This window comes from Aeromicrobium sp. P5_D10 (assembly GCF_054049535.1).
Map to the genome: position 1 here is coordinate 156,573 of NZ_JBFUME010000011.1, position 19,431 is coordinate 176,003.

A 19,431-nucleotide genomic window follows, 5' to 3' on the forward strand; every position below is an offset into this window, starting at 1 on the left:
GGTGGATCAGCCTAGACTCATCGGCTATGTCCACTCCCCAGCGCGTCCATGTCGTCCACACCTACCGATCAGATCCGGCAACCGTGTTCGAGAAGCTCTCCGAGCATGAGAATCTCGGCCAGGTCTTCGGCGCCAAGATCTCCCGGGTCAGGGACGGCGACACTTCCCGTAACGGTGTGGGATCGACCCGCAGTCTCAAAATCGGTCCGTTGCCGGCATTCCAGGAGACCACGACGGTGTCCGAACCCGACACGCTGATCGAGTACAAGATCACGAAGGGCAGCCCGCTCAAGGGCCATTGGGGACGGCAGGTACTCACTCCGGCGCCTGACGGCGGGACGGTGCTGGACTACACGATCGGCTTCGACATGGCAGTGCCCGGTGTGGCCGGGATCGTCGCGAAGGTGCTGACCAAGAACATCTCCAAGGGGCTCGGCAAGCTCACTCCCTAGGTACGCAGCTCAAATTGTGTAACAATCTTGGATGCGCGCGATCGTCTTCGTCATTGCCTCGGCCGTGTGCTTCGGGACGACCGGCACATCTCAGGCGTACGGTCCGGACGCTGCCTCGAGCGCGGCGGTGGGACTGACCCGGATCGTGTTCGGCGGCGCGCTCCTTGGTCTGTTGGCCTGGTGGGTCGGTCGGCGTGGCGGCCAGAGATCGGTGGCCACGCCGGGCGGTCCGCGATGGGGCGCCGTGGTGATCGGGGGAGCGGCCGTGGTCGCATATCAACCTGCCTTCTTCGAGGGAGCCCGGCTCAACGGCGTCGCCGTGGGTGCCGTCGTGACGCTGGGCGCCGCGCCGGTCATGACCGGACTCCTCGAATGGGTCGTCCGACGTACGGCGCCGTCGTCGGTATGGTTCGCCGCCACGGGATGCGCTGTGACCGGCGTCGTCCTGCTCAGTGGACTCCTGGAAGGTGCCGGTCAGAGCGTGAGCGCCCGTGGCTTGGTCGGATCGTTGGCTGCCGCGTTCGCGTACGCCGTCTACACACTGGCCGCCAAGCATCTGTTGGACGGGGGTTGGCGTCCGACGGCCGCTGTCGGCACGATCTTCGCGACGGCGGCCGTGATCGGTGCGCCGTTCCTGCTCCTGGTAGATCTGAGTTGGCTGAGTTCACGGTCGGGCATCGCATTGGTGGCGTGGCTCGCGGTTGTCACGATCGTTGTGGCGTACGTGCTGTTCGCGATCGGACTGCAGTCCCTGAGCGCGTCGACTGTCTCGACCCTCACGCTGGTCGAGCCCCTGACCGCGTGCGTTCTTGGGCTCGTGATGCTCGGCGAACAGCTCAGCGGCGTCGGTTGGACCGGTCTTGTCGTGCTGCTTGTGGGAGTCGCGCTCCTGGCGTGGCCGACACGCCCCGTGGCGGTGCCGGCATGACCCGGCTGACCGGGGCCGATCGCCTCGCCGAAGAGTTACGCCGACGGGTGTTGTCAGGAGAGCTACCGCCGGACACGCCGATGCGCGAGGAGGCCATCAGCGCCGAGCACGGTCTGTCGCGGCACACGGTTCGCCGGGCGTTGGAGCGGCTTGTGGCCGAGCGGCTGCTTGTCTCCGAGCCCTATCGCGGGGTCCGGGTCACGTCGTTCTCAGATGACGATGTCATCGCGATGCAGCAGTTGCGCTCGGCATTGGAGTCCGAGGCCGTCCGGCTGATCCGTGCCGCGCACGGTGACACCTGGCCGTCAGCGCTGCTGGACCCGTTGACGACGGCCGCCGAGGGTCTCGCCATGGCTGAGCCCGTAGAAGGTGCTCACGCGGAGTTTCACCGTCTCCTGGTCGCCAGCGCGGGCAGCCGGCGAATCGCCGAAGCCTATGCCGCTCTGGACGCTGAGATGTTGCTGTTCATGCGTCAGCTGCGGTTCCGCTACGACGCGACGGCCCTCTGCGCGGAGCACACCGCCTATCTGTCCGACGTCCAACGCGTTGGCGAGCAGGCAGTGCGAGCACACCTGGAGCACTCGACGGCTGTGCTGCTGGCGAACCGGCGGTGAATCAGCTCAGGATGCCACCGAGGATGCCACCGCCGACTGCCGCCGCGGCAACCTGCCCGCCGTTGCCACCGCCGCCCTGGCCGTAGGCCGGGCCTTCCGACGGCTGTACGACCACGAAGCCGGGGCCCTGGAAGGCGTACTGGAAGGCCTCGCCGGAGCCGCCGCGAAGCGACGAGCGCATCGACATGCTGTTGTGGATCTGGGGCGTCAGGTTCGCCGACCAGCACACGGCGGCGTTGATGTCGACGTAGGTCGGCTGCTGCGAGCAGTCGAGGATCATCGGATCGCCGTGGGCGATCAGCGCGACCTGCCCGTGACCGTTGACGATCGTGTTGAACAGCCCGCCGGCGGCCACACCGACACCCTTGACCCGACGGATGTCGTGGTCGAGCGTTGCATCGAAGGCCAGCAGATTACGGCCGTTGATCGAGATGCCGTCGCCTTCGAGGGTCAGGATGAACACGTTCTTGGCGGTGTCGGCGAAGAACACCTCACCTTGCCCCGCGACGGTCATGAGCGGATTGTCCTCGCTCGTGACGACTTTCTTCATGAGCTTGCCGAAGCTGCCGGCAGACTTGTGCTCGAATGTGACCTGGCCCTGATAGGCGACCATGACACCCTTGGTGGCCAGGACGGGAGCGCCCAGAGTCACCTTCAGCATGCGCGGATTCTGCAGCGCGAACCGATCGGTGGTCTGTACCTCGTGATTTGCCTGGCTGAACAGTTCGGATTTCATGGACTTATCTTGCCCGACCAAGGAAACTTCTGTGAGGTCAGCGCGCGATTTCGTCTGTGACGTTGGCTGCCGATTCGCTCTCGGCGTCGTGCCAGTTATCGCTCTCGTCGAACCAACCGTCACGGCGGTGGCGGGCCTGGTCGTCGCGATGTTTGTTCTGGCGATGCCGTATGCGCGTCAATGAGTCGATGACCTTGGACATGGTGACTGCCCCCTCGCTGTAGCAGGTGACCTGAGTATACCGTGAAATTGCAGGGTCAAACGATTTTCCTGAGCTCGATCGGCACCGGTGGAACTGGTTGAGCCAAGCCCGTGCCGCGGCGCACCCAGTGACGGGTGAAGGTGTCTACGCCTATCGTTTCACCGATGGAGATCCTGCTCGCGGATGAGATCGTCGAGACCGACTATGGACAGCTCGACCTGCTGTGGTCAGAAACCGGCGGCTTCGACGGAGCAGTTGAGCGGTTCTTCGCCAACCAGGTCAACGGGCTGGTTGGAGCTGGTGATCCCGACGGCGTCTACTTGAACTTGGCGAGACGTTCTGGTGGTTCGCGCGTGCGCATCACGCTTGTGGACGGAGTGCCGAGCGGCCCTGACGACCAATGGGAAGACGTGGTCGAAGTCTCGCTGACGATTCCCGCCGGCAGCGGGGTCGGTTGGGCGTCATGGGCTGGTGAGACGACCGGAAGTCTCGACGTATCGCCGGGCTCGTACCGGCTGCGAGTGAGTGCCCGTGGACGGGACGTAGGCGCACAGGATGAGTTTGCTGACCGCGTCGTGGACCACTACCTCCTTGAACTGTGGCAATCGCCACCGGAGCAGGACAAGATCCTTCGCGTGGGCAGCGAGAACGCCCGCTACTGGCATGCGGAGTGGGGCGGCCGACGCTAGCGGACTCGACAGATTCCGCCGACGAAATCAGCCGAGAAGCAAGCTCCTGGATCATTTTCGAAGGTTCAGGAGTTTGCGATGTCTTGAGACATCACAGTGTGCCGATGACAGGACTTGAACCTGCACGTCCGAAGACACAGGTTCCTAAGACCTGCGTGTCTACCAGTTCCACCACATCGGCGAGCAGGTACAGCGTATCGCTGTACCTGTGGGTGCTCAGTCGAGACCTAGATCCCGGCGCAGCTTGGCCACGTGCCCCGTGGCTTTGACGTTGTACTGCGCGAGTTGGATCGCCCCGTCCTCGACGACGAATGTCGAGCGGATGACACCCTGGACGACCTTGCCGTACAGCTTCTTCTCGCCGAAGGCGCCCCACGCGGTGAGCACGTCTTTCTCGGGATCTGACAGCAGCGTGATCGTGAGACCGTCGCGCTCGCGGAACTTGGCCAGCTTCTCCGGCTTGTCGGGCGAGATCCCGATGACGGTGTAGCCCTCGGTCTGCAGTCGATCGATCGACTCGCTGAAGTCGCAGGCCTGCTTGGTGCAACCGGGGGTCATGGCGGCGGGGTAGAAGTACACGATGACCTTGCCGCTCTGTTCCGAGAGCGTGACCGGCTCGCCGACATCATTGGTCAAGGTGAAGTCGGGAGCTTTGTCGCCTGCCTGCAGTCGCGTTGTCATACGTCCTATCCTTACGTATGCGTGCGGGTCCTCCGCTCGCACCTCCGCAGATTTCCCAGGTGAGCGAGGCTCGACGTGTCGAAGGTCAAACCCGATGATCTAGTCGATGAGATCGAAGAGATCCGCGACCGATTGGCCGACACGGTTGACGCGCTGATCGATCGGTCCAATCCCAAGAACATCGCGCGGCGCGGCCTCGAACGTGTCAAGGCACGGTTCGTCGACGAAACCGGATCGCCGCGGCTCGAAAACATCGCCCCGATCGTCGGCGGCGCGCTGGCTGTCGTCGCCGGTATCGTCGTCATTCGCAAGCTGCTGAACTGACGATGACCAGCAAGCTCCCGATTCGCATGTTGGCCGACCGCCTCCTGGTCGCACTCGACCAAGAGGCCGGTGACCGGCGATCCACTGGAGGCATCGTGATCCCGGCGACGGCCGCGGTGGGCAAACGGCTGTCGTGGGCCAGGGTTGAGGCCGTGGGTTCGCACGTACGTTCTGTGGAGGTCGGCGATCGGGTGCTGTTCGATCCCGAAGACCGTGCCGAGGTCGAGGTGCGCGGGGAGGATCTGATCTTGTTGCGCGAACGAGATCTGCACGCGGTTGCCGCGGAACGTATCGAGGAAGGCCAGACGGGCCTCTACCTGTGAGCATCTGATGATCGGTCCACGCGACATCCCGATTCGACGGATCCGCCTGACGACTGGGCCCGTCGAATCGTGGCGCGATCGGGTGCTGCGAGTGCGCAAACGGTGGCGGTTGCTGCTTCGGCTCAGCGTCGCCACGGGTGGTGCTTTCTTCATCGCGACGCACGTGTTCGGGCACTCACAGGCCTTCTTCGCGCCGATCTCGGCGGTCATCGTCATCATTGCGGGTGCCGGGCTGCGCGGACGTACGCTGTTCGAGCTCGTGTTCGGGGTGGCGCTGGGCGTCCTCGTGGGCGAGTTGCTGATCCTCACGATCGGCCGCGGCACGTGGCAGATAGCGCTCGTTGTGGCGTTGACAGTCGTCATCAGCACGCTGCTTGGAATCAAAGGTCTGGCGCTGACCCAGGCCGCCAATTCGTCGGTGCTGCTGGCCGCCGTCGTGCCGGCAGCCAATGCCAGCAATCCGGCAGTCACGCGTTTCATCGACGCGTTCATCGGCGGTTGCGCCGGCCTCGCGATGGTCCTGCTCGTGCCCCGCAACCCGGTGCGCGATATCGACGTCGAGGTCCAATCGGTGTTGCGGCGACTCTCCGATCTGCTGACCTTGTGCGCCGAAGCCATGCGGCGTGAGGATTCAGAACTCGCCGAGCGCGCTCTCGAGAGCGCCAGAGCGCTGCAACCGGAGCTGCAGGCGTTGGAGGCCACCGCCGCAAATGTCGCCGAGATCGCCCGGATGTCGCCGATGCGTTGGAAGCAGCGAGATCATGTGGGGCTCTACGTCGGCGCGGTCCGCGACCTGGACAACGCGATTCGCGATGCCCGCGTGCTGGCCAGGCGGACGGCGGCGATGCTGCGGCACGGGGAATCGGCGCCCAAGGACATGGACATCGCGGTCGATGCCTTGGCGCGAGCGGTCAAGATCTTCGCCGATGACCTGTCACAGCATGAAGACTTCGACGAGGCCCGCCAAGAGCTGGTCGACGCTGCCCGGATCGCGGTGACCGCCCTGCCGGGGGCCATGACCCTCAACACCGCCGCGATTGCGGCGCAGGTCAGGTCCCTGGCCGCGGATCTGCTCTACGCCAGCGGAGCGACCCGCGACGAGATCGATGAACGTCTGGATTTCGACTGATCGTCTCGCCATGTTGGTCGGTGATTCACTCCGAGACGTTGTGCTGCGGTCATGAAGACATTCACGAACAAGAGCACTCGCGCGATGATCGCGCTCGGGGGTGCGGGGATTCTGATCGCGACGGCTGCGGCCGGCGCAATAGGTTCGGGCGGCAAGGATGCCTCGAAGCATGGCGGGGCGACCCGTCTGAACGGCGACCAGACCAGCTTCATCAAACATGCGGCCAAAGGCGGCCGGGCCGATAACGTCATCTTGTTGATCGGCGACGGCATGGGTGACTCCGAGATCACCTCGGCCCGCGACTACCAGCACGGCGCCGGGGGACGGTTCCCCGGCATCGACGGACTGCCGTTGACGGGCCAGTACACGACGTACTCGCTGACCAAGGACGGCAAGACCGACTACGTCCCCGATTCGGCCGCCACGGGAAGTGCGTGGGCGACGGGCACCAAGACGTACGACAACGCCGTATCAGTGGACATCCGCGGCAAGGCGCAGCCGACGCTCCTGGAGCTGGCCAAGCAGCGCGGGCTTAAGACCGGCAACGTCAGCACCGCCGAGTTGCAGGACGCCACTCCGGCCGTACAGGTCGCACATATCTCGGCCCGTTCTTGCTACGGACCGGTCAAGACGTCGGCGACCTGTCCTGAGGCGGCACTCGAGAACGGCGGCAAAGGCTCGATCAGCGAGCAGCTGCTCAAGACCCGTCCGGATGTGAGTTTGGGAGGCGGCGCGGCCACCTTTGCCGAGAAGGCGACGGCCGGAACATTCAAGGATCTGACTTTGCTCGACCAGGCCGGCCGTCGCGGCTATCAGCTGCCGACGGACCTGGCTTCACTGAATGCGATCAAGAAGGCCGACCAGAACCGGCCGGTCCTGGGCCTGTTCTCGCCCGGCAACTTCCCGGTCCGCTGGACAGGTCCCGCCGCGACACCCGACGGTGGCAAGAAGGCGCCGGCGCGTTGCACCGACAACCCTGCACGCACCGCGTCGCTGCCCTCGTTGGCCGCGATGACCAAGAAGTCGATCCAGTTGCTGGATCAGCGCGGTGGCAAGGGATTCTTCCTGCAGGTCGAGGGTGCGAGCATCGACAAGCAGGACCATGCGGCCGATGCCTGCGGTCAGATCGGCGAGACCGTGGATCTGGACGAGGCGGTCAAGGTCGCACTCGACTTCGCCAAGAAGGACGGTCACACGACGGTCATCGTCACGGCCGACCACGCGCACACAAGTCAGATCGTCGAAGCAGGCAGCACGACACCCGGCCTGACCACGAATCTGCTGACCAATGAGGGCAGCCCGCTGACGATCAACTACGCCACCGCGGCCGCCGGGGGATCCCAGCAGCACACCGGCAGCCAGCTGCGGATCGCGGCGTACGGTCCGCAAGCAGCCAATGTGGTCGGCCTGACCGATCAGACGGATCTGTTCTTCACGATCTCGCGCGCACTGAAACTCAAGAAGTAATTCACGCCAGGCGTGGCGGGTGGACAGTTCGTCTGTCCACCCGCTAGCCTGCTCAAGTTGCTCCATTCAGAGCACCGACTGTTGAAGGAGGTGGACCCATGAAGAACATCAACATCGCGACACGCGCAGTGGCCTTTCGCCGCGCCGTCACGTCCTTCGCCGGTCCGATCTCCGGAGCAGTGCACCTGAAGTAGCCCTCACCTGTTGGCACTTCTGCCGCTTCGGATCTTCGATCTGAAGCGGTTTTTTGTTGTGCTCTGACGGTGACGAAGGCCAATCCCATCCATCCAGTCCTCAAGAAAGGAGGCGCGCCATGACCATGCAACTCGCCACACCCGACATGTCCGCACACAGCCCGACCGATTACGAATCGACGGCCAGAACATCAGGGGAGGAGGTGAAGGCAATGGTATTTCTCGAATCACGTCCCGAGCCCGTCGTGCGCGCCTGGGACGAGATGTCGGAGATCGATCGTGCTGTACTCCTGGAGTCAGTGCGACAGCGTCGGAAAGCTCAGGCGCACAAGCAGCGGATGCACTCCGAGGTCTACGCGCTAAGAATCAACCGCTAACCGGATTGTCGGTTTCCCATGAGGCCTAGCCTTCCTGTCACGCACCCAGGGCTGTAACCCTAGGTGCGTGGCAGGGGCCCCAGGCCTCATGGGAAACCGCACCAGGTGGGGCGGTCAGCGGGAGGCGATGGCTTCGGCGAACGCCAGGATGCGGTGGGCGTCGCGGATGTGCAGCTCCTCGACCATCTTGTTGTTGAACGTCACGACGCCCTGGCCGGCGGCCTTGGCCTCGTCGAATGCGGTGATCATCGCCCGCGCGTGCTCGATATCGTCGGCCGACGGCGCGAACGCCACATTGGCCGGCTCGACTTGGGCAGGATGGATCAACGTCTTGCCGTCGAAGCCCATCTCACGGCCCTGACGTGCTTCGGCGTCGAAGCCTTCGAGATTCTTCACATCGTTGTAGACGCCGTCGATGATGACCTTGCCGGCGGCACGGGCCGCCAGCAGCGACAGCGACAACGCCGTCAACACCAGCGGATTGCGACCCGGGATGTGCAGACCGTACGTCTCGTTGACGACGTCGTTGGTGCCCATCACGATGACCGTCAAGCGCTCGTGCGCGGCGCAGATCTCCTCGGCGTGCAGCAGCGCGATCGGCGTCTCGACCATGGCCCAGAGTGTGGTCTTCTCAGGAGCGCCCGCGGCCTCCAACGCCGCGACGAGCTGCAGCACCTCGGCAGCCGAATTGACCTTCGGCACCAACACGGCGTCGGGGCCGGCAGCAGCGGCCGCCGCCAGATCGGCGTCATGCCACTCGGTTCCGATGCCGTTGATACGGATCGCGAGTTCGCGGTGACCGTAGTCGCCTGACTTCACGGCCGCGACGACATTCTCGCGTCCCTGTGCCTTGGAGTCGGGAGCGACAGAGTCTTCGAGGTCGAGGATCAGCGCATCGGCGTCGATTGTCTTGGCTTTTTCGAGCGCGCGCTCATTCGCGCCGGGCATGTAGAGGACGGAACGACGGGGGCGGAGTTCAGAAGTCATGGGAAGTCCTCAGAGATCGTAGGCGGCGGCGAGTTCGGGATCGCGCTCGGACAACGCCTTGGCGAGGTCGAGCATCACGAGGCACTGCTTGCAGGACGCATCGTCCTCCATCTTGCCGTTGATCATGACGGCACCGGAACCGTCGCCCATCGCTTCCACGACGACCTTGGCATGTGCGACGTCTTCAGGGCTGGGGGAGAAGACCTTCTTGGCGATGTCGATCTGCACGGGGTGCAGGCTCCACGCGCCGACGCAGCCGAGCAGGAACGCGTTGCGGAACTGGTCCTCGCACGCCACGACGTCCTTGATGTCGCCGAACGGTCCGTAGAACGGCAGGATGTCGTTGGCCGCGCACGCATCGACCATGCGGGCGATCGTGTAGTGCCACAGATCCTGCTGGTACGTCGTGCGTCCGACCGTGAGGTCCTCGCCGGTGGGATCCTGGCGGACCAGGTAGCCGGGGTGGCCACCGCCGACACGCGTGGTCTTCATCCGGCGGCTCGCAGCCAGGTCCGCGGGGCCGAGCGAGATGCCCTGCATACGGGGACTCGCCGCAGCGATCTCCTCGACATTCGTCATGCCCTCGGCGGTCTCGAGGATCGCGTGCACGAGGATCGGGCGGGTCAGGCCGGCGCGCGCTTCCAGCTGGGCCAGCAGCCGGTCGATGTAGTGGATGTCCTGAGCGCCTTCAACCTTGGGCACCATGATGACGTCGAGCTTGTCGCCGATCTCGGTCACCAGCGTGATGATGTCGTCGAGCGCCCACGGGGAGTCCAGGCTGTTGACGCGGGTCCACAGCTGGGTGTGCCCGAAGTCGGTGGCCTTCGCGATATCGACCAGACCCTGCCGGGCGGCTTCCTTCTTCTCGGTCTTGACCGCGTCCTCGAGGTTGCCCAGGATGATGTCGACCTTCTGGGCGATGTCGGGGACCTTGGCGGCCATCTTCTCGTTGCTCGGGTCGAAGAAGTGGATCATCCGGCTCGGCCGGAACGGCACGTCCGCGACGGGTGTCGGAGCACCAACGGCAAGGGGGCGAAGGAAAGCACGGGGATTGCGCACGCGGACCACTCTCTGGAGAGGACAAAACTCCTCACAGTATGGCTAACGGTTGCTAACCGCGAGTAGGGCGGGGGTCACACCGCGGCAGGCAGCGCTAAGAACGCATCAAGACGCGCTAGGACCGCGTCAGGGACGCCGGATCGCCCCGAATCCGGGTGTGGCATGGGGACATGACCATCGATTCCATCGTCCCCCTGGTGATCGTGATCGGGCTGCTGGTGTACCTCGTCGCAGCCCTGATCCGCCCAGACAAGTTCTGAGCGCGCATGAACGACACCACGTCCGGCCTGCTCACGATCAGTGCCCTCGTCCTCCTGCTCGCCATCGTCTACGTACCCCTGGGCGACTACATGGCCAGAGTCTTCACCTCACCTGCTCACTGGCGCGTCGAGAAGCGCGCCTACCGGCTGGTGGGGGTCAACCCCGACGCCGAGCAGAGCTCACGCAGCTACACGCTCAGCGTCCTCGGCTTCTCCCTGGCGAGCGTTGTCGTGCTATTCGCGATCCTGGTCGGTCAGCAGATGCTGCCGTTCGACCGGGGAATGGCCGGTATGCCCTGGGAGATGGGCTTCAACACCGCCATCTCATTTGTCACCAACACCAACTGGCAGTCGTACGGCGGTGAGTCGACTTTGGGCTTCGCGGCCCAGGCGGCCGGTCTGGCGGTGCAGAACTTCGTGTCCGCGGCAGTGGGCCTGGCCGTGGCGGTCGCCCTGATCCGGGGATTCGTCCGCTCGCGCAGCGGTGAACTCGGCAACTTCTGGGTCGATCTGGTGCGCGGGACGCTGCGCATCCTGCTGCCGATCGCCTTCATCGGCGCGATCCTGCTGATCACACAGGGCGCGGTCCAGAACTTCGCCGACGACACGGTGCGCACCATCAGCGGCGGCACCCAGGTGATCCCCGGCGGGCCGGTTGCGAGTCAAGAAGCCATCAAGGTGCTGGGCACCAACGGCGGTGGCTTCTTCAACGCCAACTCCGCCCACCCGTTCGAGAACCCGACCCCCTTTGCCAATCTGCTGCAGATCTTCTTGATCCTGGTGATCCCGGTCAGCCTGACCCGCACATTCGGCACCATGATCGGCCACCGTCGTCAGGGTCTGGCGATCCTCGGCGCGATGACCTTCATGCTCGGCTGCGCGCTTGCCGTCGCGACCTGGTCGGAGACCGGTGCACACTCGCAGGCCGCGCAGTTGGCCGGAGGCGCGATGGAGGGCAAGGAGACCCAGTTCGGTACCTGGGGCTCGGCGCTGTTCGCCGTCGCGACCACCGGTACGTCGACGGGCGCGGTCAACTCCGCACATGATTCGATGACGCCGCTCGGCGGTGCCGTGCCGATGCTCAACATGATGCTCGGCGAAGTCTCGCCCGGCGGGGTGGGTGCCGGCATCTACGGAATCCTCATCATGGCGATCCTGGCCGTCTTCGTGGCGGGCCTGATGGTCGGCCGGACACCGGAGTTCCTCGGCAAGAAGATCGGTGCCAAAGAGATGACGTTCGTGGCGCTGTACACGCTGACCGTCCCGGCGATCATCCTGATCGGCATCGGTACCGCGATCGCCCTGCCGAGTACGGCCGAGGCGATGGGAAATCCGGGAGGGCACGGGTTCAGCGAAGTCGTCTACGCCTTCACCTCGGCGGCCAATAACAACGGCAGTGCCTTCGGAGGCATCACCGTGACGTCTGACTTCTTCCAGATATCGCTGGGACTGGCGATGCTGCTCGGCCGGTTCATCCCGATCGTCCTGGTTCTCGCACTCGCCGGTTCGCTGGCCAAACAAGGCAAGGTGCCGAGTACGGCTGGCACTCTGCCCACCCATACCCCCCTGTTCGTCGGGCTGCTCGTCGGCGTGATCCTCCTGATCACAGGTCTGACGTTCTTCCCGGCGCTCGCTCTCGGACCCCTCGCGGAGGCTCTCGCATGACGCTCCATTCACTGTTGTCGCAGTTGCCCCAGGCACTGCGAAAGCTCGACCCCCGGCACCTGTGGCGTAGCCCCGTGATGTTCATCGTCTGGATCGGCTCGATCATGACGACGTTCATCGCGGTGGCCGAGCCCAGCGTCTTTGCCTGGGTCGTCACGATCTGGCTCTGGCTCACGGTGGTGTTCGGCAATCTGGCCGAAGCCGTCGCCGAGGGCCGCGGTAAGGCTCAGGCGGCCTCGTTGCGGGCCGCCCGCACCACGGTCTCCGCACTGCGGGTCGGGCCTGACGGCAGTTTCGAGAGTGTGCCCGGCACGGAGTTGCGGATCGGCGACCTGGTGCTGGTGCAGGCCGGCGAGGTCATTCCCGGCGACGGTGATGTGGTCGAGGGCGTCGCGACGGTCGACGAGTCGGCCATCACCGGCGAGTCCGCGCCGGTGATCCGCGAAGCCGGCGGCGATCGATCGGCGGTCACGGGCGGCACCAAGGTGCTGTCGGACCAGATCACGGTCAAGATCACCTCAGCGCCGGGCGAGACGTTCCTCGATCGTATGATCGCGCTGGTCGAGGGCGCGTCCCGGCGTAAGACACCCAATGAGATCGCGTTGTCGATCCTGCTGGTGAGCCTGACGATCGTGTTCGTACTGGCCGTCACGACGTTGGCACCTATGGCCGACTATGCCGGCGCTCCGCAAAGCACCCTGGTCCTGGTGGCCCTGTTGGTGTGCCTGATTCCGACCACGATCGGTGCGCTGCTGAGCGCGATCGGCATCGCGGGGATGGACCGGCTCGTGCGGGTCAATGTGCTCGCGCTGTCGGGACGCGCGGTGGAGGCCGCGGGAGATGTCAGCACGTTGTTGCTCGACAAGACCGGGACGATCACCTACGGCAACCGTCGCGCGACCCGGTTCGTGGCGGCCCCGGGCGTCACGGATGAGTATCTGCGCGATGCGGCCAGGCTGTCGAGTGTGGCCGACCTGACACCCGAAGGCCGATCGATCGTCGATCTCGCTGTCGAGCAGGGCGCTGCCGATGGCTCGCTCCCGGTCGGCGCAACGGCGGTGGAGTTCACCGCTCAGACCCGGATGTCAGGGGTCGACCTGGCCGATGGACGGATCGTCCGCAAGGGGGCCGGCGCAGCGATCGCGGCCTGGTCGGGCAGCGAGGTCGACGCCGAGGTCCGGGCCACGATCGACGAGATCAGCGGATCCGGCGGCACTCCGCTCGTCGTGGCCGAACAGAGCCACGGACAGACCGCCTTGCTGGGTGTCGTGCATCTCAAGGACGTCGTCAAGGAGGGCATGACCCAGCGGTTCGACGAACTGCGCCGCATGGGCATCCGCACCGTGATGATCACCGGCGACAATCCGTTGACCGCGGCGGCGATCGCCAAGGAGGCCGGCGTCGACGACTTCCTGGCCGAAGCCACCCCTGAGGACAAGATGCAGCTGATCCGCAAGGAGCAGGAGGGTGGACGTCTCGTCGCGATGACCGGCGACGGCACCAACGACGCGCCCGCTCTCGCCGCCGCCGACGTCGGCGTCGCGATGAACTCCGGGACGTCCGCGGCCAAGGAGGCCGGCAACATGGTCGACCTCGACTCCGATCCGACCAAGCTGATCGACATCGTCGGCATCGGCAAGCAGCTGCTCATCACCCGCGGTGCGCTGACGACGTTCTCGATCGCCAATGACATCGCGAAGTACTTCGCGATCATCCCGGCGATGTTCCTGGTCGCCTATCCCTCCCTCGACCGGCTCAACGTCATGCAGCTCGCGACACCGGAGTCGGCGATCGCCTCGGCGGTCATCTTCAATGCCCTGGTCATCGTCGCGCTGATCCCGTTGGCGCTGAAGGGCGTGAAGTACCGCGCGGCCTCGGCTGCCTCGGTGCTTCGCCGCAACATCGTGATCTACGGACTCGGCGGGATCATCGCCCCGTTCGTCGGCATCAAGCTCATCGACCTCGTCATCTCCACCATCCCAGGAATCGGGTAGCACCATGACCGCAAACTTCTTCCGTCAGTCCTTTGTGGGGCTCAAGGTCCTGCTGGTCATGACCGTCGTGCTCGGGGTGCTGTATCCCGCGGCGGTCTGGGGCGTCGGCCAGGTGGCCTTGCACGACCGGTCGAACGGCCAGATGGTCTCGGCCGGCGGCCAGGACGTCGGTTCACGGCTGATCGGGCAGGACTTCGCCAGCGCGGGCCCGCAGTGGTTCCACGGACGCCCGTCCGCTCCGGAGTACGACGCCCTGGCGTCCGCGCCGTCCAACCTCGGCCCGTCCAATCCGGATCTGCTCGCCGCGATCAAGGACCGGCAGAGCGCTATCGCTGCTTTGGAGGGGATTGCGGTCTCGCAGATCCCGGCGGACGCTGTTACGGCGTCGGGTTCGGGACTGGACCCGTACATCTCACCGGAGTATGCCGCGCTCCAGGTCGACCGGATCGCACGTGAACGCGGACTGCCGTCCGAGCAGGTGGAACGGCTCGTCGAGGATGCGACCTCTGGCCGGCAGTTCGGCTTCTTGGGCGAATCCAAGGTCAACGTGCTGGAGCTCAATCTCGAGCTGGCCGGAAAGTAGGACGGTCTCGGGTGCAGACTGAATCCGTGAACACCGGATCTGCGAATGCTGCGACGCGTCCGAGAGGGATCCTGCGGGTCTACCTCGGCGCGTCGCCGGGCGTCGGCAAGACGTTCGCGATGTTGGACGAGGGGCGACGTCGGGCGGCGCGCGGCACCGATGTCGTCGTCGGATTCGTCGAGACCCATGATCGGGTGCACACGATCGAGCAGATCGGCGACCTGGAGGTGTTACCGCGCCTCGTACTGGAACATCGCGGAACGGTCCAGGAGGAGTTCGACCTGGCCGCATTGCTGAAGCGGCGCCCCGAGGTCGCCCTCGTCGACGAGCTGGCCCACACCAACGTCCCCGGGGCCGGTCATGAGAAGCGCTGGCAGGACATCGAGGAGTTGCTGGACGCCGGGATCTGCGTCATCACGACGGTCAACATCCAGCACCTCGAGTCGCTCAACGACGTCGTCGAGTCGATCACCGGAATCCGACAGCGCGAAACCGTCCCTGACCGGGTCGTCCGTCAGGCCGATGCGATCGAACTGGTCGACATGAGCCCGCAGGCTCTGCGGCGGCGGATGGCTCACGGCAATATCTATGCCGCAGACAAAGTGGACGCGGCCCTGTCGCAGTTCTTCCGCGAAGGCAATCTGACGGCTCTGCGCGAGTTGGCACTGTTGTGGCTCGCCGACCGGGTCGACGAGGGAATGGAGCGTTACCGCACTCAGCACGACATCGACTCCACCTGGGCGGCCCGCGAGCGGATCGTCGTCGCGGTGACCGGCGGTCCCGAATCCGAGGTCCTGCTGCGGCGTGCGGCCCGCATCGTCTCGCGCACGGGGACGGGGGAGTGGCTCGCGCTCTACGTGACCCGCGGCGACGGGTTGACCCACATGGACCCGGCCCGGTTGCACCGATTGCACACCATGACCGAAGACCTGGGCGGCACCTTCCATTCCGTCGTGGGCGACAACACTGCTACCGCGATCTTGGAGTTCTCCCGCGCCGAGAATGCGACGCAGGTGTTGATCGGCGCGAGTCGTCGCGGACGGCTCTCGACGCTGGCCAATCCCGGTATCGGCGAGATCGTGATCGCCGAATCAGGAGACATCGACGTCCACATCGTGACGCACGACGAGGCACGACGGACCAAGGCCAATGTGCGTGCCTCCCCGGATCTGAGCCGTAAACGGCGACTGGCGGGCTACCTCGTGGGTGTTGCGGGCCCGTTCATCCTGGCGGCATTGCTGCTTGCGACGCCGGACATCCACGGATTGCCGACCGAGGCGATGTTCTTCATGGCACTGGTCGTGGCGACGGCGATCGTCGGCGGACGGTGGCCGGCGATGGCGTGTTCGCTCATCAGCGGCTTCGCGCTCAACTACTTCTTCACCCCGCCGCTTCGGACTGTGACGATCGCCAGCGGAGACAATGCGGTGGCAGTCGTCTTGTTCGTGATCGTCGGAATCGCGGTGTCGTCGGTTGTGGGTCTCGCTGCCCGGCGCACGGCCCAGGCCGAGAAGGCGTCGGCAGAAGCCGATGCGCTCGCTGTGTTGTCGCACAGCCTGCTGCATGCGGGTGACTTCGACTCCTTGTTGACCAGCGCCTGCGAGCTGTTCGGCATGCGGGGCGCCTCGATCATCGGCACGGACGGTGTCGTCGTCGAGACAGTCGGCGCGCCGATCACGTCGCTGTCGGACGCCGATGTGTCGGTGCCGGTCGATGACGACTCGCACCTCGTGTTGGTTGGACGAGCACTGCCGGCCGCTGATCAGCGTCTTCTCAAGGCCTACGCCGCACATGCGTCGGTACTGGCGGAGCGTCGCCAGGCGGCGCGCGAGAGCAGCGAGCGCCGGCTCCTGGCCGAGACGGACCGCACCCGCACGGCGTTGCTGGCGGCGGTGTCTCACGATCTGCGGACTCCGCTGGCCGTGGTCAAGGCCGCGGTGAGCAGCCTGCGCAATACCGAGATCACTTGGTCGGCCGAGGACGAGCAGGCACTGCTCGAGACGGTCGAGGAGGGCGCCGACCGTCTCGAAGACCTGATCGCGAATCTGCTCGATATGAGCCGTCTGCAGATGGGAGCCGTCAACGCCCATGTCGACGAGGTCGAGCTTGCCGGAGCTATCGGGGCGGCGCTCGCGACCTTGCCGGGTCACGATCGGGTCGACGTCCAGATCGATCCTGCGGCGGCACTGGTCGCCGGTGACGCGGGTCTGCTGGAGCGGGTGCTCGCCAATGTCATCGCCAATGCCGTCACGTACGCGCCTGGTGACACCCGCGTCCGCGTCGACGCTTCGGCGGCAGGTCAACGCGCGATAGTCCGCATCATCGACACCGGTCCGGGCGTTCCCGCCGCGCAGCGGGATCGGCTGTTCGAGCCGTTCCAGCGTCTGGGTGATGTGCCGCGTGGCGAAGGGATCGGCTTGGGGCTTGCCGTGGCCCGTGGGCTGACCGAAGCGATGGGCGGTACGTTGACCGCCGAGGACACCGCGGGGGGCGGACTGACGTTCATCCTCGATCTGCCGCTGAGGGGAGTGACGATATGACATTCGTTCTGGTCGTCGACGACGATCCGGCGATCCTGCGCACCTTGTCGATCAACCTGCGGGCGCGGGGCTACGACGTCGAGACTGCCGGCGACGGCCGATCGGCATTGCAGATCGTCGACGAGCGGATGCCTGACGTCGTGATCCTCGATCTCGGCCTGCCGGATCTCGACGGGGTCGCAGTGCTCAAACGGCTGCGGACCCACGCCCGGGTGCCCATCGTGGTGCTGTCGGCCCGTCACGAGTCCGACGACAAGGTCGAAGCCCTCGACGAGGGAGCCGACGATTACGTCACCAAACCATTCGAGCTCGAGGAACTGCTGGCGCGGGTCCGCGCCGCGATGCGGCGCGGCGGCTCCGATGACGTCGCGATCGTGGTCGAAGTCGGGGATGTGCGCCTCGACGTCACCGAACGACGTGCCGTGCGAGCCGGCCAGGAGGTGCGACTGACGCCGACCGAATGGCACATCGTCGAGGTACTCGCTCGCCGTCAGGGCAAGCTCGTGCGGCAGGCAGATCTGCTGCATGAGGTCTGGGGGCCCGGATACTCCCGCGAGACCAACTACCTGCGGGTCTATCTGGCCCAATTGCGCCGCAAACTGGAAACGGATCCGTCGCGGCCCACGATCTTCATCACCGAACCGGGCATCGGCTATCGGCTCGTCTCAAGGCCATGAGAGACATCCGGCTATTCGTCGGCGCTGCTCGCCATTCCGCGGTGCGCCGACAGCAGGTCGAACTCGGGCCGACGTGCCACGTAGTCCTCGACCTTGTCGAGGACGTCGATGATGTGCTGGCTTTCGGACGACACCAGACCGACGCCTATGCCGGCGCGCCGGTGCAGGTCGAGGCTTCCGGTCTCAGCCGCCGACACCGTGAACGTGCGTCGGATGTCGGCGACCAAGGGTCGCACGAACGATCGCTTCTCTTTGAGCGAATGCACGTCACCGAGAAGAAGGTCGAGTTCCAGCCAGCCGATCCACATGCCCCCAGGATGCCGGATCACTCGGCCGTGGCGTAGCCCTTCGCCAGCAGGTCGACGAGTGCGGGACCAGTCGGGATCCAGCCGAAGTCGGACTTGGCGCGCTGACCGGAAGCGGCCTGGTCGAGCAGGAGAGCCTCGCCGAACAGGCCGAGACGCGCGATCGTGGCCTCGTCGGACTCAGGCGTGACCGTGGGGGTCAATGCCTCGCCGAGTTCGCGGACCGTCGGATTGACGCCGCTGGCACCCACATACGACTGGCCGCCTGGTGCCTTGTCGAGTACGCGGACGTAGAGATCGGCCAGATCATCGACGTGAACGGTCACCCAATGCTGCTCGCCGCTACCAATGAGCTGAAGTGTGCCGTCCTCGGCGACGGCCCCGGCCAGCATCGCGGGAATTCCGCCACCGTGTCCGTAGACGATGCCCGGCTGGATGATCGAGCTCTTGATGTCCGCACCGAGGACGCGCTGCTCGTTGGCGGGACGCCAGGACGTCAACTGCGGGGGTGCGGGCTCATCGGTTTCGGAGATGGACTGGTTATTGCCGTAGGTCCAGATCCCGCCGGTGTGGATGAACGGCTTGTCGGTGCCCGAGAAGGCCTCGATCGCAGCGTTCAGGACCGCATCGTTCATATCGGGATCGCGCTCGTCGCTGCCGGCAGCGGCGTGGATCGCAGCGTCGTGGCCGCGAAGTTCCGCTGCGAGCCAGGCGGCGTCGAACAGATCCCCGATGATGCCGACGGCACCTTTGTCGCTGACAGCAAGCGATGACTGCTGGCTGCGCACGATCGCGGTGACCTGGTGTCCGGCGCCGACGAGCGCTTCGAGGACCGCCGAGCCGATGTATCCGGTTCCTCCGGTGAGCAAGATCTTCATATGAGTGCCAACCGGAGGATCCGGACGCCTATTCCTGGTCCGTGCTGGGACTCAGTCGAACAACTCGCTGAGCCAGCTTTCCTTCTTCTTGCGATACGGCTGCTGGTGGCCAGAACGCGGGCGCTCGTCATATCGGGGCTGGGCGTACTGCTGCGGAGCCGGTGCGGCTGCCGGGGCAACCGATTCGCTGGCTGCGCGGTCGATGATCTTGTCGAGTTCACCGCGGTCGAGCCACACTCCCCGGCACTCGGGGCAGTAGTCGATCTCGATACCGGAACGTTCGCTCATCACCAGGACCGCATTGTCGGTCGGACACTTCATAGTTGTTCCTCCTTGTCCTGACCAACTCGATCGGCGGTGGGAGAGT

Annotated in this window: 23 protein-coding genes and 1 tRNA gene; 15 read left to right on the forward strand and 9 right to left on the reverse strand. The window is 65.3% G+C overall.

Annotation, left to right across the window (positions count from 1 at the left end):
- Positions 1-26 precede the first annotated feature (26 nt).
- From ACXJKC_RS19130 to ACXJKC_RS19140, 3 genes are read left to right on the forward strand one after another with little or no spacing between them, the layout of a single operon-like run.
- Positions 27-452 carry an SRPBCC family protein gene (locus ACXJKC_RS19130; protein WP_456698342.1) on the forward strand — a complete coding sequence of 142 codons (426 nt, stop codon included), beginning with the start codon at positions 27-29 and terminating at the stop codon, positions 450-452.
- Positions 453-483: 31 nt separating this feature from the next.
- Positions 484-1,380, forward strand: a complete 897-nt coding sequence (locus ACXJKC_RS19135) for a DMT family transporter (RefSeq protein WP_456698343.1) — start codon at positions 484-486, stop codon at positions 1,378-1,380.
- Positions 1,347-1,994: a GntR family transcriptional regulator gene (locus ACXJKC_RS19140; RefSeq protein ID WP_456698344.1), complete on the forward strand. Its 648-nt coding sequence runs from the start codon at positions 1,347-1,349 to the stop codon at positions 1,992-1,994. Before ACXJKC_RS19135 ends, ACXJKC_RS19140 begins: the two co-directional genes overlap by 34 nt.
- 1 nt (position 1,995) lies before the next feature.
- Here ACXJKC_RS19140 and ACXJKC_RS19145 read toward each other — a convergent pair whose 3' ends face one another.
- Positions 1,996-2,730, reverse strand: coding sequence for an AIM24 family protein (locus tag ACXJKC_RS19145; RefSeq protein WP_456698345.1), 735 nt, complete (start codon positions 2,728-2,730; stop codon positions 1,996-1,998).
- A gap of 37 nt (positions 2,731-2,767) precedes the next feature.
- Complete coding sequence (locus tag ACXJKC_RS19150; RefSeq protein ID WP_456698346.1) at positions 2,768-2,932, reverse strand: hypothetical protein; 165 nt, start codon at positions 2,930-2,932, stop codon at positions 2,768-2,770.
- A 164-nt stretch (positions 2,933-3,096) separates the two neighbouring features.
- Here ACXJKC_RS19150 and ACXJKC_RS19155 point away from each other — a divergent pair, with 164 nt between their 5' ends.
- Positions 3,097-3,621, forward strand: a complete 525-nt coding sequence (locus ACXJKC_RS19155) for a hypothetical protein (protein ID WP_456698347.1) — start codon at positions 3,097-3,099, stop codon at positions 3,619-3,621.
- A 99-nt stretch (positions 3,622-3,720) separates the two neighbouring features.
- On the opposite strand, the gene ACXJKC_RS19160 is transcribed toward ACXJKC_RS19155, so the two are convergent.
- Both ACXJKC_RS19160 and bcp read right to left on the reverse strand, forming a co-directional pair.
- A tRNA-Leu gene (locus ACXJKC_RS19160) sits at positions 3,721-3,802 on the reverse strand.
- A gap of 35 nt (positions 3,803-3,837) precedes the next feature.
- Entirely contained in the window at positions 3,838-4,302 is a 465-nt protein-coding gene (bcp, locus tag ACXJKC_RS19165; protein WP_456698348.1) for a thioredoxin-dependent thiol peroxidase, read from the reverse strand.
- Between the two features lie 75 nt (positions 4,303-4,377).
- Between bcp and ACXJKC_RS19170 the strand changes: the two genes are divergently transcribed.
- From ACXJKC_RS19170 to ACXJKC_RS19190, 5 genes are all read left to right on the forward strand, one after another.
- Positions 4,378-4,626, forward strand: a complete 249-nt coding sequence (locus ACXJKC_RS19170; RefSeq protein ID WP_456698349.1) for a DUF3618 domain-containing protein — start codon at positions 4,378-4,380, stop codon at positions 4,624-4,626.
- Between the two features lie 2 nt (positions 4,627-4,628).
- Positions 4,629-4,949, forward strand: coding sequence for a GroES family chaperonin (locus tag ACXJKC_RS19175; protein ID WP_456698350.1), 321 nt, complete (start codon positions 4,629-4,631; stop codon positions 4,947-4,949).
- A gap of 7 nt (positions 4,950-4,956) precedes the next feature.
- Positions 4,957-6,078, forward strand: coding sequence for an FUSC family protein (locus ACXJKC_RS19180; protein WP_456698351.1), 1,122 nt, complete (start codon positions 4,957-4,959; stop codon positions 6,076-6,078).
- Between the two features lie 51 nt (positions 6,079-6,129).
- Entirely contained in the window at positions 6,130-7,545 is a 1,416-nt protein-coding gene (gene phoA, locus ACXJKC_RS19185; RefSeq protein WP_456698352.1) for an alkaline phosphatase, read from the forward strand.
- 313 nt (positions 7,546-7,858) lie between these two features.
- Positions 7,859-8,116: a hypothetical protein gene (locus ACXJKC_RS19190; protein ID WP_456698353.1), complete on the forward strand. Its 258-nt coding sequence runs from the start codon at positions 7,859-7,861 to the stop codon at positions 8,114-8,116.
- 114 nt (positions 8,117-8,230) lie between these two features.
- Here the strand turns inward: ACXJKC_RS19190 and ACXJKC_RS19195 are convergent, their stop codons facing one another.
- Together ACXJKC_RS19195 and ACXJKC_RS19200 are read right to left on the reverse strand one after the other, a co-directional pair.
- The gene (locus tag ACXJKC_RS19195; RefSeq protein WP_456698354.1) at positions 8,231-9,103 is read right to left on the reverse strand and encodes an HpcH/HpaI aldolase/citrate lyase family protein; all 873 of its coding nucleotides are present in this window, start codon (positions 9,101-9,103) and stop codon (positions 8,231-8,233) included.
- 9 nt (positions 9,104-9,112) lie between these two features.
- Positions 9,113-10,162, reverse strand: coding sequence for an HpcH/HpaI aldolase/citrate lyase family protein (locus ACXJKC_RS19200; RefSeq protein WP_456698355.1), 1,050 nt, complete (start codon positions 10,160-10,162; stop codon positions 9,113-9,115).
- A gap of 170 nt (positions 10,163-10,332) precedes the next feature.
- Here ACXJKC_RS19200 and kdpF point away from each other — a divergent pair, with 170 nt between their 5' ends.
- The 6 genes from kdpF to ACXJKC_RS19230 are packed head-to-tail and all read left to right on the forward strand — an operon-like array spanning position 10,333 to position 17,881.
- Positions 10,333-10,422: a K(+)-transporting ATPase subunit F gene (gene kdpF / locus ACXJKC_RS19205; RefSeq protein ID WP_456698356.1), complete on the forward strand. Its 90-nt coding sequence runs from the start codon at positions 10,333-10,335 to the stop codon at positions 10,420-10,422.
- A 6-nt stretch (positions 10,423-10,428) separates the two neighbouring features.
- Positions 10,429-12,087, forward strand: a complete 1,659-nt coding sequence (gene kdpA / locus ACXJKC_RS19210) for a potassium-transporting ATPase subunit KdpA (RefSeq protein WP_456698357.1) — start codon at positions 10,429-10,431, stop codon at positions 12,085-12,087.
- A complete protein-coding gene (gene kdpB / locus ACXJKC_RS19215; RefSeq protein ID WP_456698358.1) occupies positions 12,084-14,081 on the forward strand; it encodes a potassium-transporting ATPase subunit KdpB in 1,998 nt (665 codons plus the stop codon). Before kdpA ends, kdpB begins: the two co-directional genes overlap by 4 nt.
- 4 nt (positions 14,082-14,085) lie before the next feature.
- Entirely contained in the window at positions 14,086-14,664 is a 579-nt protein-coding gene (kdpC, locus tag ACXJKC_RS19220) for a potassium-transporting ATPase subunit KdpC (RefSeq protein WP_456698359.1), read from the forward strand.
- Positions 14,665-14,690: 26 nt separating this feature from the next.
- Positions 14,691-17,204, forward strand: coding sequence for an ATP-binding protein (locus ACXJKC_RS19225; protein ID WP_456698360.1), 2,514 nt, complete (start codon positions 14,691-14,693; stop codon positions 17,202-17,204).
- Positions 17,201-17,881 (forward strand): response regulator transcription factor, encoded by a 681-nt coding sequence (locus ACXJKC_RS19230; protein WP_456698361.1) that lies wholly within the window; start codon positions 17,201-17,203, stop codon positions 17,879-17,881. The genes ACXJKC_RS19225 and ACXJKC_RS19230 overlap by 4 nt, the downstream gene beginning before the upstream one ends.
- 11 nt (positions 17,882-17,892) lie before the next feature.
- On the opposite strand, the gene ACXJKC_RS19235 is transcribed toward ACXJKC_RS19230, so the two are convergent.
- Genes ACXJKC_RS19235 through ACXJKC_RS19245 form a run of 3 tightly spaced genes read right to left on the reverse strand, consistent with a single transcriptional unit; the run spans position 17,893 to position 19,385 of the window.
- Positions 17,893-18,189, reverse strand: a complete 297-nt coding sequence (locus ACXJKC_RS19235; protein ID WP_456698362.1) for a DUF503 domain-containing protein — start codon at positions 18,187-18,189, stop codon at positions 17,893-17,895.
- Between the two features lie 17 nt (positions 18,190-18,206).
- Positions 18,207-19,064, reverse strand: a complete 858-nt coding sequence (locus ACXJKC_RS19240; RefSeq protein ID WP_456698363.1) for an NAD-dependent epimerase/dehydratase family protein — start codon at positions 19,062-19,064, stop codon at positions 18,207-18,209.
- Positions 19,065-19,115: 51 nt separating this feature from the next.
- Entirely contained in the window at positions 19,116-19,385 is a 270-nt protein-coding gene (locus tag ACXJKC_RS19245; protein ID WP_456698364.1) for a TFIIB-type zinc ribbon-containing protein, read from the reverse strand.
- Positions 19,386-19,431 lie beyond the last annotated feature (46 nt).

What these genes read in the sequence shown, in the direction of transcription:
- ACXJKC_RS19175 (WP_456698350.1), top strand. Translation starts at nt 4,629, where the DNA reads ATGACCAGCAAGCTCCCGATTCGCATGTTGGCCGACCGCCTCCTGGTC.
- ACXJKC_RS19230 (WP_456698361.1), top strand. Translation starts at nt 17,201, where the DNA reads ATGACATTCGTTCTGGTCGTCGACGACGATCCGGCGATCCTGCGCACC.
- ACXJKC_RS19135 (WP_456698343.1), top strand. Translation starts at nt 484, where the DNA reads ATGCGCGCGATCGTCTTCGTCATTGCCTCGGCCGTGTGCTTCGGGACG.
- ACXJKC_RS19150 (WP_456698346.1), bottom strand. Translation starts at nt 2,932, where the DNA reads ATGTCCAAGGTCATCGACTCATTGACGCGCATACGGCATCGCCAGAAC.
- ACXJKC_RS19245 (WP_456698364.1), bottom strand. Translation starts at nt 19,385, where the DNA reads ATGAAGTGTCCGACCGACAATGCGGTCCTGGTGATGAGCGAACGTTCC.
- kdpB (WP_456698358.1), top strand. Translation starts at nt 12,084, where the DNA reads ATGACGCTCCATTCACTGTTGTCGCAGTTGCCCCAGGCACTGCGAAAG.
- phoA (WP_456698352.1), top strand. Translation starts at nt 6,130, where the DNA reads ATGAAGACATTCACGAACAAGAGCACTCGCGCGATGATCGCGCTCGGG.
- ACXJKC_RS19145 (WP_456698345.1), bottom strand. Translation starts at nt 2,730, where the DNA reads ATGAAATCCGAACTGTTCAGCCAGGCAAATCACGAGGTACAGACCACC.
- ACXJKC_RS19235 (WP_456698362.1), bottom strand. Translation starts at nt 18,189, where the DNA reads ATGTGGATCGGCTGGCTGGAACTCGACCTTCTTCTCGGTGACGTGCAT.
- kdpA (WP_456698357.1), top strand. Translation starts at nt 10,429, where the DNA reads ATGAACGACACCACGTCCGGCCTGCTCACGATCAGTGCCCTCGTCCTC.
- ACXJKC_RS19195 (WP_456698354.1), bottom strand. Translation starts at nt 9,103, where the DNA reads ATGACTTCTGAACTCCGCCCCCGTCGTTCCGTCCTCTACATGCCCGGC.
- kdpF (WP_456698356.1), top strand. Translation starts at nt 10,333, where the DNA reads ATGACCATCGATTCCATCGTCCCCCTGGTGATCGTGATCGGGCTGCTG.
- ACXJKC_RS19130 (WP_456698342.1), top strand. Translation starts at nt 27, where the DNA reads ATGTCCACTCCCCAGCGCGTCCATGTCGTCCACACCTACCGATCAGAT.
- kdpC (WP_456698359.1), top strand. Translation starts at nt 14,086, where the DNA reads ATGACCGCAAACTTCTTCCGTCAGTCCTTTGTGGGGCTCAAGGTCCTG.
- ACXJKC_RS19190 (WP_456698353.1), top strand. Translation starts at nt 7,859, where the DNA reads ATGACCATGCAACTCGCCACACCCGACATGTCCGCACACAGCCCGACC.
- ACXJKC_RS19155 (WP_456698347.1), top strand. Translation starts at nt 3,097, where the DNA reads ATGGAGATCCTGCTCGCGGATGAGATCGTCGAGACCGACTATGGACAG.
- bcp (WP_456698348.1), bottom strand. Translation starts at nt 4,302, where the DNA reads ATGACAACGCGACTGCAGGCAGGCGACAAAGCTCCCGACTTCACCTTG.
- ACXJKC_RS19180 (WP_456698351.1), top strand. Translation starts at nt 4,957, where the DNA reads ATGATCGGTCCACGCGACATCCCGATTCGACGGATCCGCCTGACGACT.
- ACXJKC_RS19240 (WP_456698363.1), bottom strand. Translation starts at nt 19,064, where the DNA reads ATGAAGATCTTGCTCACCGGAGGAACCGGATACATCGGCTCGGCGGTC.